Annotated in this window: 11 protein-coding genes and 1 riboswitch; of the genes, 5 read left to right on the top strand and 6 right to left on the bottom strand. The window is 71.7% G+C overall.

The features are described 5' to 3' along the window. From AB0B66_RS36750 to AB0B66_RS36740, 3 genes are all read left to right on the top strand, one after another. Positions 1-576 (top strand): sugar ABC transporter permease (locus AB0B66_RS36750; protein ID WP_360538915.1); only part of this gene is annotated, 576 nt, incomplete at its 5' end. A gap of 89 nt (positions 577-665) precedes the next feature. Beyond that, on the top strand, positions 666-1,487 hold the full coding sequence (locus tag AB0B66_RS36745) for a carbohydrate ABC transporter permease (protein ID WP_360538921.1): 822 nt from the start codon (positions 666-668) through the stop codon (positions 1,485-1,487). A 29-nt stretch (positions 1,488-1,516) separates the two neighbouring features. Then, on the top strand, positions 1,517-2,878 hold the full coding sequence (locus tag AB0B66_RS36740) for a GH1 family beta-glucosidase (RefSeq protein WP_360538918.1): 1,362 nt from the start codon (positions 1,517-1,519) through the stop codon (positions 2,876-2,878). 227 nt (positions 2,879-3,105) lie between these two features. On the opposite strand, the gene AB0B66_RS36735 is transcribed toward AB0B66_RS36740, so the two are convergent. The 6 genes from AB0B66_RS36735 to AB0B66_RS36710 all read right to left on the bottom strand — a co-directional run bounded on the left by AB0B66_RS36735 (position 3,106) and on the right by AB0B66_RS36710 (position 9,927). Next, on the bottom strand, positions 3,106-4,116 hold the full coding sequence (locus AB0B66_RS36735) for a WD40 repeat domain-containing protein (protein ID WP_360538912.1): 1,011 nt from the start codon (positions 4,114-4,116) through the stop codon (positions 3,106-3,108). A gap of 161 nt (positions 4,117-4,277) precedes the next feature. After that, positions 4,278-6,026 (bottom strand): MFS transporter, encoded by a 1,749-nt coding sequence (locus AB0B66_RS36730; RefSeq protein ID WP_360538909.1) that lies wholly within the window; start codon positions 6,024-6,026, stop codon positions 4,278-4,280. Positions 6,027-6,195: 169 nt separating this feature from the next. Then, entirely contained in the window at positions 6,196-6,645 is a 450-nt protein-coding gene (locus tag AB0B66_RS36725; RefSeq protein ID WP_360538906.1) for a MarR family transcriptional regulator, read from the bottom strand. Between the two features lie 102 nt (positions 6,646-6,747). After that, positions 6,748-7,404, bottom strand: coding sequence for a hypothetical protein (locus tag AB0B66_RS36720; RefSeq protein ID WP_360538903.1), 657 nt, complete (start codon positions 7,402-7,404; stop codon positions 6,748-6,750). Between the two features lie 86 nt (positions 7,405-7,490). Then, entirely contained in the window at positions 7,491-8,963 is a 1,473-nt protein-coding gene (locus tag AB0B66_RS36715) for a hypothetical protein (protein WP_360538900.1), read from the bottom strand. A gap of 307 nt (positions 8,964-9,270) precedes the next feature. Further along, entirely contained in the window at positions 9,271-9,927 is a 657-nt protein-coding gene (locus AB0B66_RS36710; RefSeq protein WP_360538897.1) for a helix-turn-helix domain-containing protein, read from the bottom strand. 139 nt (positions 9,928-10,066) lie between these two features. Between AB0B66_RS36710 and AB0B66_RS36705 the strand changes: the two genes are divergently transcribed. Continuing rightward, positions 10,067-10,921, top strand: a complete 855-nt coding sequence (locus tag AB0B66_RS36705) for an SDR family oxidoreductase (RefSeq protein ID WP_360538894.1) — start codon at positions 10,067-10,069, stop codon at positions 10,919-10,921. A 250-nt stretch (positions 10,922-11,171) separates the two neighbouring features. Next, positions 11,172-11,247, top strand: a riboswitch (S-adenosyl-L-homocysteine riboswitch). 20 nt (positions 11,248-11,267) lie between these two features. Then, a complete protein-coding gene (gene metH, locus AB0B66_RS36700; protein ID WP_360538891.1) occupies positions 11,268-14,882 on the top strand; it encodes a methionine synthase in 3,615 nt (1,204 codons plus the stop codon). Positions 14,883-14,961: the final 79 nt, after the last annotated feature.

Raw genomic sequence — 14,961 nt, 5'->3', positions numbered from 1 at the left:
ATGACGGCGGTGCTGCCCAACATCACGTCGGTGGCCGCGGTGGCGATCATCTTCGGGCAGATCTTCGGCAAGGACTACGGCCTGGTCAACTGGCTTCTGGAGACCTTGGGTCTGGGCCGCATCGACTGGCAGGCCGGCACGGCTTCGTCGCAGATCGCGATCTCGGTGATGATCCTCTGGCGGTGGACGGGCTACAACGCCCTGATCTACCTGGCCGCGATGCAGGCGGTGAACAAGGACCTCTACGACGCCGCGTCCCTCGACGGAGCATCCAGCTTCCAGCAGCTGACGAGGATCACGGTGCCCGCGATCCGCCCGACGATCATCTTCACCGTCATCATCTCGACGATCGGCGGCATGCAGGTCCTCGCCGAGCCGCTGCTGTTCGGCGGCGGTTCGATGACCGGCGGCAGTGACCGGCAGTTCCAGACGCTGTCGCTGTACCTGTACGAGGTCGCGTTCTCCCGGTTCGACTTCGGGTACGCCTCGACCGCGGCGTGGGCGATGTTCGGCATCATCGTGATCGTCGCGGCGATCAACTACTTCCTGACCAGCCGCCTGCGGAGGTCCTCATGACCACGACGACACCCCTCGCCGGCACTGCGCCCGCCCGGCCCGCCGCGGTCGCCGAGCCCCAGGTGCAGCGCCGCCGTCGCCGCTCGTTCATGGCCGACCGGCGTCCCGGCAAGCTCGCCTACCTGGCCCTGGCCGGGCTGGCCTTGTTCTCCGGGTTCCCGCTCTACTGGTCACTGGTGGTCGCGTCGCACGACAACGGCATCCTGGGCCAGGTCCCGCCGCCGTTCGGCCTGGGCCCGAACCTGATCGCGAACCTGGAACGCGCGTTCGGCACCGTCGACTTCGCCAAGGCGCTGACCAACTCGTTCGTCGTCTCGATCTCGATCACGATCAGCGTGGTCCTGTTCTCCACGCTGGCCGGGTTCTCCTTCGCGAAGCTGACCTTCAAGGGCCGCAACGCGATGCTGGTCATGCTCATCGCGACCATGATGGTCCCGACGCAGCTCGGCATCATCCCGCTCTACCTGCTCATGGCCAAGATCGAATGGACCGGCACGATGTACGCCGTCGTCGCCCCCGGCCTGGTCACCGCGTTCGGCGTGTTCTTCATGACCCAGTTCCTGCGCGAGGCCGTGCCCAGCGAGCTGATCGAGGCCGCGCGCGTCGACGGCTGCCACACGCTGCGCATCTTCTGGCACGTCGTGCTGCCCGCCTCGAAGCCGGCCGCCGCGGTGCTCGGCATGCTCACGTTCATGGGGGCCTGGAACGACTTCTTCTGGCCGCTCGTGGTCCTCACCCCCGAGGACCCGACGGTGCAGACCGCGCTGTCCACCCTGGCCAGCGGCTACATCCAGGACTACTCGCTGTCGCTGACCGGCACGGCCATCGCCACGGTGCCGCTGCTGGTCGTGTTCGCGCTGCTCGGCAAGTACATCATCGGAGGAATCATGCAGGGAGCGGTGAAGTCGTGACCGCCGTAGCACCCGACCGGCTGGAGGAGCTGTCCGGGCTCCGGTTCCCCGAAGGCTTCCGCTGGGGGGCGGCCACGGCGTCGTACCAGATCGAGGGCGCCGCCGCCGAGGACGGCCGCACGCCCTCCATCTGGGACACCTACGCCCGCACCCCGGGCCGGGTCTTCCACGGGCACTCCGGTGACGTCGCCTGCGACCACTACCACCGCTACCGCGAAGACGTCGCGTTGATGAAGCAGCTCGGGCTCGGGACCTACCGGTTCTCGGTCGCCTGGCCGCGCATCAAACCCGACGGCTCCGGCCCGGTCAACTCGCGCGGCCTGGACTTCTACGACCGGCTCGTCGACGAACTGCTCGACAAGGGCATCGACCCGATGGTCACCCTCTACCACTGGGACCTACCGCAGGTCCTCGAGGACCGGGGCGGCTGGACCAACCGCGACACCGCGCACTACCTCGCCGACCTCGCCACGGCCACGATCGCCCGGCTCGGCGACCGGGTGCGCACCTGGACCACGCTCAACGAGCCGTGGTGCTCGGCGTTCCTCGGCTACGGCAGCGGCGACCATGCCCCCGGCCGCCAGGACCCGGCCGCCGCGCTGTCGGCGGTGCACCACCTGCTGCTCGGGCACGGGCTGTCGGTGCAGGCGCTGCGGGCAGGCGGGGCCCGCGAGGTGTCGCTGACGCTCAACCTGGCCTGCGTACGCCCGGACGACCCGGACGATCCGCACGACCTCGCCGCGGTGCGGCACATCGACGGCCTGCACAACCGGATCTTCCTGGACCCGACCCTGCGCGGCGGCTATCCGCAGGACATGCGGGCGCTGTTCGCCCGCTTCGGCGTCGACCGGCAGATCCTGGCCGGTGACGAGGACGTGATCGCGTCACCGATCGACCTGCTGGGGGTCAACTTCTACCAGCCGTCGCGGGTGCGGGCCGGGGTCGGCGTCGACTGCGGCCCGGCCAATCCGGGCAGCGAGGGCTGCGAGTACGTGCAGCAGGACCTGCCGGTCACCGCGATGGGCTGGCCCGTGGACGCGACCGCGCTGTACGAGCTGCTGATGCGGCTGGCCACGGACTACCCCGGCACCCCGATGATGATCACCGAGAACGGCGCGGCCTACCACGACGTGCTCGACGGGGACCGGGTCGCCGACACCGACCGCATCGGGTTCCTCGACGGCCACCTGCGGGCCGTGCACGCGGCGCTGTCCGAGGGAGCCGACATGCGTGGATATCTTGCATGGTCGCTGTTGGACAATTACGAGTGGGCATACGGCTACGACAAACGATTCGGCATCGTGCATGTCGACTACGACACCCAGCGGCGCACTCCGAAGGACAGTGCCCGCTGGTTTGCCGGCGTCATCGGGCGCAACGGGCTCGTTTGATGTCGGTGGGGGCCGGGCGCGCCGCACGTGGAAAGGCGGCGCGCCCGGGTTATCCCACCCCGTGAACTCACGCCGGGGAGCCGAGCGGGGCTCCCCGGCGTGCCACACCCACACCACACCCACGGCTGCCGCCGCCCCCCACCGTGCCGCAACTCTTGAAGACTTGGGCCCTCCCGCGCGTGCGATGGGCGCAAGTCTTCAAGAGTTGCGGCAGGAGGTCGGGCCGGTCAGACCGGCCAGAGGCGGACGCGGTCCGCGCCGTCGGCGACCGCGACGGTGTGCCCGTCGGGGCTGACGGCGACGCCGGAGACCGCGCCCATTCGGCCGTCCGCGTCGCGGATCCAGCCGGGCAGCAGCGCGGCCTGCGCATGGTCGGACAGCCGCCACAACCGCACCGTGCCGTCCCAGCCGCCGCTGGCGACGGTCGCACCGTCGGCGCTGTACGCCACCGCGTGCACCACCCCGTCGTGCCCGGACAGCACGTACGGCGCCGCTCCGCCCGCGACGTCCCAGATCCGCACCGTGCCGTCGTCGCCCCCGCTGGCCAGCAGCCGACCGCCCGGGGCGAACGCCAGATCCTGCACCGCGCCGTCGTGCCCGGTCAGCGACGCGGTGAGCTTGCCGGTGGACACCTGCCACAGCCGGATCACGCCATCCTTGCCCGCCGAGGCCAGGGTGGTCCCGTCGGGGCTGAACGCGACCGCGCCCACCCACTCGCTGTGCCCGGTCAGCACGGCGACGGTGCGGTTGCCGCCGACGCTCCACAGCCGGATCACGCCGTTGTGGCCCGCCCCGGCGAGCAGCGTGCCGTCGGGGCTGAAGGCCAGGTCCATGGGGATGCGCGCGTGCCCGGTCAGGGTGCCGGCCGGTGTGCCGGTGGCCGTGTCCCACAGCCGCACGCCGCCCTCCACCGGCGTCGCCAGCCGCTTGCCGTCGGGGCTGAACACCAGATGGGAGATCGGCTCGAAGTCGCGGACCGGCATGCTGGCGACGGTCGCGCCGGTGGCGGTGTCGAACACGTGCAGCGCCCCGAAGCCGCCCACGGCATACCGGGCGCCGTCCGGGCTGAACGCCACCGTGGTGGCCAGGCCGCCGACGGCCACGCAGCGCACGGGCGCGGCGCAGCTCGGCTCGGGTCCGGGCGAGCCCAGCGGCAGACCGCACGCCGTGGGGAGCGCGAAGGCCAGCAGGAACGCCGCGGCCCGCGCTGCCCGAGGCACGTAACGGTACGCCGTCATGTCCCACACGGTAGGCCCGTCGGCGGCCCGGGATAAGCGCCGATCGGACTACCACGGGCAACCGTCCGTGCGGGACGGACGGCCTGCCGCCCATGCCCCCGGACTCGCCGGGCCGGTCGGGCGCGGCATGCGGCCGGCCGTCAGCGCAACGGCCGACCGGGTCAGCGGTGCGCGGGCTCGGTGACCGGCACCGGGTTCAGTGGCTGCGCGCCGTACAGCTCGTCGAGGACCTCTTCGGCGTCGGGCTCCCCGGTGGCGGCCCGGCGGCGCGGCCCGGCCAGCGACGCCGCGGCTCCGAGCACGCCCATCACGATGGCCAGCCAGAACACGATGACCAGGCCGTCGTGGAACGGTCCCGAGATCAGGTCGGGGAAGAACTGGCGGTCGGTCAGTGCGGCCGCGTTCGCCGCGGGCAGCGCGCCGAGCACCTGCGGGCCGAGCAGCTCCTGGATCGGGTTGTAGCCCAGGAACGCGGCGAACAGGGTGCCGACCGGCGGCAGCTGCGACACGGCGTGCGCGGCCCCGGCCGGCACCCCCTGGGCGGTGAGCCCGGCGTCCAGCGCCGTCGGCAGCGAGCGGGCCAGCCCGGCCACCATCAGCGAGAAGAACACGCCGATCGACAGCACCATGCCCGCGTTCTGGAAGGTGGCCCGCATGCCCGATGCGACGCCGCGCAGGTGCGCCGGGACGCTCGACATGATCAGCGAGGTGTTCGGCGCGGAGAACAGGCCGCCGCCGAAGCCGTTGAGGAACACCAGCGCGGCGAACACGCCGTAGTGGAAGTCGGTCGGCACCAGCAGCAGCGCCGCGAAGGACGCCGACATCAGCAGCAGGCCGCCCGCCGCGAACCGCCGGGGCCCGAAACGGTCCGACAGCGCCCCGGACAGCGGACCGGCGGCCAGGAAACCGATGGTCAACGGCAGCAGGTAGATGCCCGCCCACAGCGGCGTCGCCTCGTAGTCGTAGCCGTGCAGCGGCAGCCAGATGCCCTGCAGCCAGATGATCAGCATGAACTGCAGGCCGCCGCGGGCGATCGAGCCCAGCAGACTGGCCACGTTGCCGCCGGTGAACGCCGCGATCCGGAACAGGTGCAGCGGGAACATCGGCTCGGCGACCCGGGTCTCGATGAGGCCGAACAGCGCCAGCAGCGCCACGCCGCCGGTCAGCCCGGCGATGATCCACGGGTTGGTCCAGCCCATGGGGTGGCCGCCGTACGGCTGGATGCCGTACGTGATCGCCGCCAGCAGCATGGTCAGGCCCGCGGCGAAGGTGACGTTGCCCCACCAGTCGATGCGGCCGGGGCGGCGCTCGCCGTTGTCGCGCAGCGAGCGGTACGCCCACACGGTGCCGACCGCCGCGATCGGCACGTTGACCCAGAAGATCGAGCGCCAGTTCCACTCCGCCAGCAGGCCGCCCAGCACCAGGCCGATGAACGAGCCCGCGATGGCGGCCACCACGTTGATGCCCAGCGCCGTGCCGCGCTGGCGGGCCGGGAACGCGTCGGTGATGATCGCGGCGGAGTTCGCCATCAGCATCGCGCCGCCGACGGCCTGCACCACCCGCCAGCCGATCAGCCAGAGCGCGCCCGCGCCGCCGGTGAACGGGTCGAGCGCGAGGACCACCGAGGTGACCGCGAAGATCACGAAGCCGAGGTTGTAGATGCGCACGCGACCGTAGATGTCGCCGAGCCTGCCCAGGGTCACCACGAGCGCGGCCGTCACCAGCATGTAGCCCATCAGCATCCACAACAGGTAGCCGACGTTGCCCGGTTGCAGCGGGTTGAGTCCCACGCCGTTGAAGATCGCCGGAAGCGAGATCAGCACGATCGACGAGTTGATCGTCGCGATCAGCATGCCGAGCGTGGTGTTGGACAGGGCGACCCACTTGTAGCGGGAATCGGGGCTGTTCATGAGGCGCGCCTTCGGCTGTTGGAGCGGGTGGTGCTTGCTACGCGTCGGTGCTCGGACGTCATCGGCCGGCGGGTCCGTCGGTTGGTGCCGGGTCGTGCGGTGGTACTCGCGGTCGCCGGGTCGGCGGTGACCGGGGCAGTCGTTGCCGGGGTCAGATCGTGGTCTGGGGTCAGGTCGTGGCCGCGTGGTCGGCGAGGCGGCCGAGCGCGGGCAGCGCGGCCTCGATGGCGGCGCGGTCGGCGGGGTCGAGCTGGGACAGCAGCGCGGCGACGCGCTCGGCCCGGACGTCGCGGCGGTGGCGGAGCAGGTCCTGCCCGGCCTGGGTGATCTCCACGAGGACGACGCGGCGGTCGGCCGGGTCGGCGGTGCGGGCGGCGAGCGCGTCGCGTTCCAGCCGGGTGACGATCTGGGTCATCGCGGGCTGGGTGACGCCCTCGCGCACCGCGAGCTCGGTGAGCCGCTGCGGCCCGTCGCGCTCCAGGGTGGCCAGGGTCGCGGCGGCGCTGAGACTGATGCCGGGCGGGCTGAGCCGCCGCAGGGCGGCGAACAGGCGCTGCACGGTCAGGGCCAGGTCATGCCGAGCGGTGTCCGTGGACGGCGAAGCCGGTGTCGTAGCCACCTCGCCAACATATCACGTACTTATAGAAGTTGCTTATGCAATCTGCTCCGACCGCTCCGGCCTGCTCCGTGTCGGCGGCCTCGGCTTGTCATGGACGTTGGCCTATCTCATCGAATCCGAGCGCCGTTTTTTCGATGTGATAGGCCAACGTCGATCGGGGCGACGCGTCGGCGTCACACCCCGCCCGCCGCGCGACCTCAGCAGCCCGAAGCCGCCGACCGCCACCGCGGCCAGCGCCGCCAGCAGTGCCGCGAGCAGCCCGAACGGCGGACTGTCCGCGGCCGGGTCAGCCGCGGCCGCCGTCGCGTCCGGGCCGGCCGGCACGGCACAGGAAACCGTCTGCGGCACCCCGTCGACGGCGACCCGTACCCGCGCCGTGCAGTACCCGACCCCCGGTGCCGCGACGTCCACGGTCACCGTCCAGTCACCAGCGGCCAGCGCGCCCGGCAGCGGCAGGGTCGCCGGATCGTGGGGCAGCGGCCGCAGCGCGGTGACCGGCACCGTCGCGCCGGTGTCGCTGCTCGCCGACAGCATCGCCAGGCCCGGCTGGTCGACGGGATGGCCGTCGTCCCAGGCCAGGGTCAGCCACACCGAGCCACGCCCGTCGTGATGCAGCGTCGGCAGCACACCCCGGTGCGCACCGGCCGGGACCGCGTACCCGAACACCAGCCCCACGGCGGCCACCCCAGCGGCCACCGCCGCGACCAGGCGACGCCGACCGACCAGGCGACGCCACCCGCCCCGCCCGCGAATTCTCACCCGCATCCTCCCTGCTCAGAACCCCCGAGTGGTAAGGAAGGGCACCCTGCGCACCAATAGCGTTAAGAAGGTGCCCTTCCTTTCGGTCAGGCGGTGGCTTTGACTTCGAGCAGGCCTACGGAGCCTTGGCCGCTGTTGAGGACGACGCGTAGGCGGGTGGTGTTGACGGAGGTGAAGGTGACGCGGTTGTACTGGTTGAGGGCCACGGGGTAGCCGCCGGCGCCGGGGACGGCGACGTAGGAGGTGCCGTTCCAGTACTGGAGGGTCCAGGAGGCGGGCAGGCGTACGCCGCCGTTGTCGTCGAAGAAGTAGACGTCGGCGACGCGTACCGTCTGGGCCGTGGACCAGGTCAGTAGCGCCCACTGCTGGCCGGTGTTGGGCCAGGTGCCCCAGCGGCGGTTGACGGTGTCGTTGGAGGACGGCGGGTCGATGCCGTCGTTGATCGCCAGGACGCTCTCCCATGAAGAGGTGTAGGAGGCGCTCGGTGTCGCGGACAGGGCCAGGTTGGTGACCGGCGGCGGGGTCGTGCCGCCGCCCTTGATCAGGAACAGGTTGTCGGCGACGTTGTAGTACGTCGCCAGGTAACTGCCCGCGGGCGGGTTCGTGTGGTAGTAGTCGTCGTGATTGCAGTCCAGCCGCTGGTCCAGCGCCTGGCTGGGGCACGAGTAGCGCAGCACCACGTTCGGGCCGTCCTTGTAGCACATGACGTCGTACTCGTCGACGCAGTGCGCGGCGCCGGAGGCGTTGGGGGCGTTGTTGTTCACCGCGCCGAGCGTGTGCCCGAGTTCGTGCGCGGCGACCCCGGCGGTCCAGCAGCCGTTGTCGGCGCGGGCGTACTCCGGACCGGTGTTGGACCGGTTGGCGTCGCTCTTGCGGGTGTCCCCGGCGAAGCCGCCGATGCCGCAGTAGATGTTCGCGTCGACGAACTGCAGATACTTGCGGTCGGTGCGGGCGTAGCCGGCGGCCTTGACGGCGTTGAGCAGCGGGGCCCAGTCGTCGGCGTTGAGCGCCGAGTCCGGGATCTGCACGTCGCGCACGACCGGGCGGCACGCGCCGTTGACGCTCTCGGTGACGTAACGGACGTGCCGCTCGCCGCCGGTGGCCTTGGCGCTCTCGTTGAAGATGACGTCGACCTGCTCGGCGAGCTGCCGGAACGTCTCCAGATACTGGTTGTAGCGGCTGGTGCTGCCGCGGACGTACAGCACCTCGACGCGGCGGCCGGAGGTGCCGTCGCCCTCGCAGACCGCCAGCGCGGACGGGGCGGCGGTCCGCGCCTGCAGCGGCGCGATGGAACGGGCGACCGACAGTCCGGCCGGGGCCGGGTCGGGGCCGTGCGTGCACATCGTCGAGGTGATGCCGACGATGCGGTACATGCCGGCGCACGCGCCGGTGCGCTCGGCGGCCAGTCCGGTGTAGACCATGCCGGGGGCCTGGACGGCCGGGGCGGCGCCGTCCGACGCGCCGACCGGTTTGGCCGAGGCGGGGGCGGCGGCGCTGAGGGCCAGCAGGGTCACCACGATGACCGGCCATCGGCGGCGGGGTGGTGGGGAGGGGTGCATCGGCGTCCTTTCGGCGAGCGCGTCCGGGCGACACGCGTCGGCGGAAACGGGAAGCAGGCACGGTGAAACCGTCACCGTGCGTGTGGAGCGCGGCAGGCGGTGAACTGCCACCGAACGATCGACCGAAGACGATCTAAAACGCTTTCGGTCTATTCAGGCAGAGGGTCTGATCGATGTCAACGGCATGCATACAGGCAAATTCGGCCATGCCGTATCACCTGCGACCGCAACGCTTTCGGAATGTGCCGAAATCATTTCGGTGACGGTCGATGCCCTGTGGCGCCCCGTCTGAACACGGACAGTGATGTCACCGCACCGGGTCGCCGCTGAAACGCCGCCCGCGATCGCGCATCGCGTCCACCACCCGGTCCACGCCGGGGCTCGGCGGGGCGGGTGTGCGGCCCGGGGCGCGCAGCCCGTCGAGGGTGTACGCGAGCTGCCGCCGCCACGCGTCCGGCGCCGCCTCGGCGGTGCGCTCGATCAGCCCGGCGTTGGCCATCAGGATCAGCACCACGTCCTCGTGCCGGAACTCCGGGCGCAGCTCGCCGGCCGCCTGCGCGCGCTCGATGAGCCGCTGCAGCCCCTGGTATGCCCGGTCGTGCAGCGCGTCGAGCCCCGGCACGCCGGACACGGCGGCGGTCAGCAGGTCGGACGTCGCCCGGCACCGCGACTGCACGCCGCACAGGTAGACCAGGTGGTCGTGGAACGCGGTCCAGGCGTCCGGCTGGTGCGCGGCGTGCTCGGCGGCCAGCACGATCTCGTCGAGCGTCTCGGCGTACACGGCGGAGATCAGGTCCCGGCGGGTGGGGAAGTGCCGGTAGAGCGTGGCGTTGCCCAGCGCGGCCCGGCGCGCGATCTCATCGAGCGGGGCGTCCAGCCCGCGCTCGCTGAACACGGCCAGCGCCGCCTCGATCAGCCGGCGGCGGTTGCGCTCGGCGTCGGCGCGGGGGGCGTGGGTGGCCATGGTCCCAGCATAGCGAAGTGGGGATTGGTCCCCGGTTGTGCTACGGTCGGGATCAACCGGGGAGTTGTCCCCGTTTCGTGAATACCCTTCGCGGCCTGGGCGATCGTGCCCTGCGCCGCCATGCCGTTCGGGAGAGAACATGTCGATAGTCATCAGTGGGGCCACCGGGCAGCTCGGGCGGCTCGTGGTCGCCGCGCTGCTGGACCGGGGCGTGCCGGCCGGGCAGATCGTGGCCGGGGCGCGCGACGAGAGCCGGCTCGGCGACCTGGCCGCGCGCGGCGTACGGGTCGCCCGCTTCGACTACGACGACCCGGCGAGCCTGTCGGCGGCGCTGACCGAGGGGGACACCCTGCTGCTGGTCTCGGGCAGCGAGGTCGGCCGCCGGGTCGCCCAGCACCAGGCCGTGATCGACGCGGCGAAGGCCGCCGGGGTGGCCCGGCTGGCGTACACCAGCGTGCTGAACGCGGCCGACTCCCCGCTCCCGGTCGCCCCCGACCATGTCGCGACCGAGCAGGCCATCCGCGCCTCGGGCCTGCCGTTCACCCTGCTGCGCAACGGCTGGTACACCGAGAACTACGCGCCCGCCCTGGTCCAGGCGCGTGCCGCGGGCGTGGTGCTGTCCAGTGCCGGCGACGGCCGGGTCGCCAGCGCGACGCGCGCCGACTACGCCGCCGCCACCGCCGCGGCGCTCACCGGCGAGGGCCACGAGAACGCGGTCTACGAGCTGTCCGGCGACCACGCCTGGGACTTCGACGAGCTGGCCGCCGCGTTCGCGACCGTGCTCGGCCGCGACGTGGTCTACCGCCGCGTCTCGTCCGAGGAGCACCTGAACCTGCTCACCGAGGCGGGCCTGGACGCCGGCACGGCCGGCTTCCTGGTGGCCGTGGACGCCGACATCCGCGACGGCGCGCTCGCCCTGACCACCGGCGACCTGTCCCGCCTGGCCGGCCGCCCGACCACCCCGCTGGTGGACGCCCTGCGCCCGCTCGCCTGACCGGCTCGCCCGGCCAGGAACGAAGAACGCCTCCGGCGGCGTTGTGTTCGGCGGAGGCGTTCTTCCGCATCGTGGGACAGGCTCGAAGATCGTCGGACTTGCCAGGCAGGTGGGCGAAAGGCGGATCAAGATACGCCCAGGTGCCTGGCAAGTCGGATGATCGAGGGTGAACGGCCGTCGGCGTCCCGCAGACCGGGACGCGGGCGGTGCCGTGATCGCGGGGCGGGGGTCGGACGGTAAACTTCGTGTTCAGGTCGAGAGGCGCTGCAACGGGCACAGCCCGCCACGCTCGGCTGGATCCACCGTTGCAAGGGCGCCTCCGAGAGTTCTTTCGGAGGTGTTCGCGTTGAGCCGGTCTTCTTCCCCCGCCACCCGCGTGCAGGAGCTGCGCAAGCTGCTCGACGAGCGGATCGTGGTGCTCGACGGCGCGTGGGGCACCATGCTGCAGAACGCCCGCCTGACCCCCGAGGACTACCGCGGCGACCGCTTCGGCGACCACCCGAACGACGTCACCGGCAACCCGGACGTGCTCATCCTGACCCGGCCCGACCTGATTCTCGACGTGCACCGGCGCTACCTCGCCGCGGGCGCGGACATCACCTCCACGAACACCTTCACCGCGACCGGCATCGCGCAGGCCGACTACGGCCTGCAGGCGCACGTGCGGGAGATGAACCTGCGCGGCGCGCAGCTGGCGCGGCAGGCCGCCGACGAGTTCGGCGGGCGCTTCGTCGCCGGTTCGGTCGGCCCGCTCAACGTGACGCTGTCGCTGTCCCCGCGCGTCGACGACCCGTCCTACCGGACCGCCTCCTACGACCAGGTCTTCGCCACGTACGTCGAGCAGATCGCAGCGCTCGCCGAGGGCGGTGTCGACATCCTGCTCATCGAGACGATCTTCGACACGCTCAACGCCAAGGCCGCCATCGCCGCCGCCCGCGCGGTCGCGCCGGAGCTGCCGCTGTGGATCTCGGTGACCATCGTCGACCTGTCCGGCCGCACCCTGTCCGGGCAGACCGTCGAGGCGTTCTGGCGCTCGATCGAGCGGGCGAATCCGCTGGCCGTCGGCGTGAACTGCTCGCTGGGCGCGACCGAGATGCGCCCGCACGTGCAGGAGCTGTCCCGCCTCGCCGGGGTCTACGTCGCCAGCCATCCCAACGCGGGGCTGCCCAACGCGTTCGGCGGCTACGACCAGACGCCGGAGGAGACCGGCGCGCTGCTGGGCGAGTTCGCGACGTCCGGCCTGATCAACATCGCGGGCGGCTGCTGCGGCACCACGCCCGACCACATCGCGCAGGTCGCGGCGGCCGTCAAGGGCCTGCCGCCGCGCGAGGTGCCGCGGGTGCCGAAGGCGACCCGGTTCAGCGGCCTGGAGCCGTTCGCGATCGGCCCCGACACCGGCTTCGTCATGATCGGCGAGCGCACCAACGTGACCGGCTCGGCGAAGTTCCGCCGCCTCATCGAGGCCGGCGACCACCAGGGCGCCGTGGACGTGGCGCTGGACCAGGTGCGCGGCGGGGCCAACCTGCTCGACGTGAACATGGACGCCGACCTGCTCGACAGCGAGCTGGCGATGACCACGTTCCTCAACCTGATCGCGACCGAGCCCGAGGTGGCTCGCATCCCGATCATGGTGGACAGCTCGAAGTGGTCCGTGCTCGAAGCCGGCCTCAAGTGCGTGCAGGGCAAGGGTGTGGTCAACTCGATCAGCCTCAAGGAGGGCGAGGAGGTCTTCCTCGACCACGCCCGACGCATCCAGGGCTACGGCGCGGGCGTCGTCGTGATGGCCTTCGACGAGCAGGGCCAGGCCGACACCGTCGAGCGCAAGGTCGAGATCTGCGGGCGGGCGTACGACCTGCTGACGCAGAAGGCGGGCTTCGCCGCCGAGGACATCGTCTTCGACCCGAACGTGCTGGCCGTGGCCACCGGCATCGCCGAGCACAACGGCTACGCCAAGGCGTTCATCGACGCGCTGCCGCTGATCAAGGCGCGCTGCCCGGGGGCGCGGACCAGCGGCGGCATCTCGAACCTGTCGTTCTCGTTCCGCGGCAACGACGTCGTCCGCGAGGCGATGCACTCGGCGTTCCTGCTGCACGCCGTGCGCGCCGGACTCGACATGGGCATCGTCAACGCCGGACAGCTCGCCGTGTACGAGGACATCCCCGTCGAGCTGCGCGACCTCGTCGAGGACGTGCTCTTCGACCGCCGCCCCGACGCCACCGACCGGCTCGTCGCGTACGCGGGCACCGTCAGCGGCGAAGCCACCAAGCGTGTCGCCGACCTGTCGTGGCGCGAGGCCCCGGTCGCGCAGCGGCTGTCGCACGCGCTGGTGCACGGCATCGTGGACTACATCGAGCAGGATACCGAGGAGGCCCGGCAGCAGGTGGACCGGCCGCTCGAAGTCATCGAGGGCCCGCTGATGGACGGCATGAAGGTCGTCGGCGACCTGTTCGGCGCGGGCAAGATGTTCCTGCCGCAGGTGGTCAAGAGCGCCCGGGTGATGAAGCGCGCGGTGGCCTACCTGGAGCCGTACATGGAGGCCGAGAAGGAGCAGGCCCGCCGCGAAGGCAGGGCCGAGGCCCAGCGCGGGCAGGGCAAGGTCGTGCTCGCCACGGTCAAGGGCGACGTGCACGACATCGGCAAGAACATCGTCGGCGTGGTGCTGGGCTGCAACAACTACGAGGTCGTCGACCTCGGCGTGATGGTGCCCGCGGCGAAGATCCTCGACACGGCGGTCGCCGAGGGCGCGGACGTGATCGGCCTGTCCGGGCTGATCACCCCGTCGCTGGACGAGATGGTCTCCGTCGCGCAGGAGATGCAGCGCCGCGGCCTCAAGCTGCCGCTGCTGATCGGCGGGGCCACCACGTCCCGGCAGCACACGGCGGTGCGCATCGCCCCGGCGTACGAGTCGGCGACCGTGCACGTGCTCGACGCCTCCCGCGTCGTCGGCGTCGTGTCGCAGCTGCTCGACCCCGCGAAGGCCGAGGAGCTGGCCGAGCACAACCGCACCGAGCAGGCCCGGCTGCGCGACGAGCACGCCAACAAGACCCGCCAGCCGCTGCTGACCCTCGAGCAGGCCCGCGCCAACGCCGAGCGGCCCGACTTCACCGAGCTGCCCGTGCCCGCCTTCACCGGCCTGCGCGAGGTCACGCCCAGCCTGGCCGAGCTGCGCACGATGATCGACTGGCAGTTCCTGTTCCTGGCCTGGGAGCTCAAGGGCAAGTACCCGGCGATCCTGGAGCGGCCGCAGGCCCGGGAGCTGTTCGACGACGCCAACACGATGCTCGACCAGATCATCGCGGACGGCTCGCTGCGCGCCCAGGGCGTGTACGGCTTCTGGCCCGCCCACGCCGACGGCGACGACATCGTCATCGAGGGCGAGGCCCGGATGCCGATGCTGCGCCAGCAGACCGTCAAGCCCGCCGGGCGGCCCAACCGCTGCCTGGCCGACTACCTGGCCCCGGCCGGCGACCACATCGGCGGGTTCGCCGTCGCCATCCACGGCGCGGACGAGCTTGCGGCGAAGTACGAGGCCGAGCACGACGACTATCGGGCCATCATGGTCAAGGCGCTCGCCGACCGGCTCGCCGAGGCGTTCGCCGAGCACCTGCACCTGCAGGCGCGGCGCGACTGGTACGAGCCGGACGCCGACCCGGCCATCGAGGACCTGCACGCCGAGCGCTTCCGCGGCATCCGGCCCGCGTTCGGCTACCCGGCCACGCCCGACCACACCCTCAAGCGGGAGCTGTTCGACCTGCTCGGCGCGGAGAAGATCGGCATGGGCCTGACCGAGTCGTACGCGATGACCCCGGCGGCGGCCGTCAGCGGCCTGATGCTGGCGCACCCGGACTCGCGCTACTTCACCGTCGGCCGCATCGGCCGCGACCAGCTCGAAGACTACGCCGGCCGCCGCGACGCCGACCTCGCCGACGCCGAACGCTGGCTCCGACCCAACCTGACCTGACCGCCCCGCCGACCCCGCCCCGCGGTCCGCATCACGTGGACCGCGTCGCGGCGCACGCCGCAAGATCGCTCGACTTGCC

This window comes from Catellatospora sp. NPDC049111 (assembly GCF_040648615.1).
Classification (GTDB): domain Bacteria; phylum Actinomycetota; class Actinomycetes; order Mycobacteriales; family Micromonosporaceae; genus Catellatospora; species Catellatospora aurea.
The sequence above is the reverse complement of the archived record's forward strand: the minus strand, read 5'-3'. Positions and strand labels throughout refer to the sequence as shown.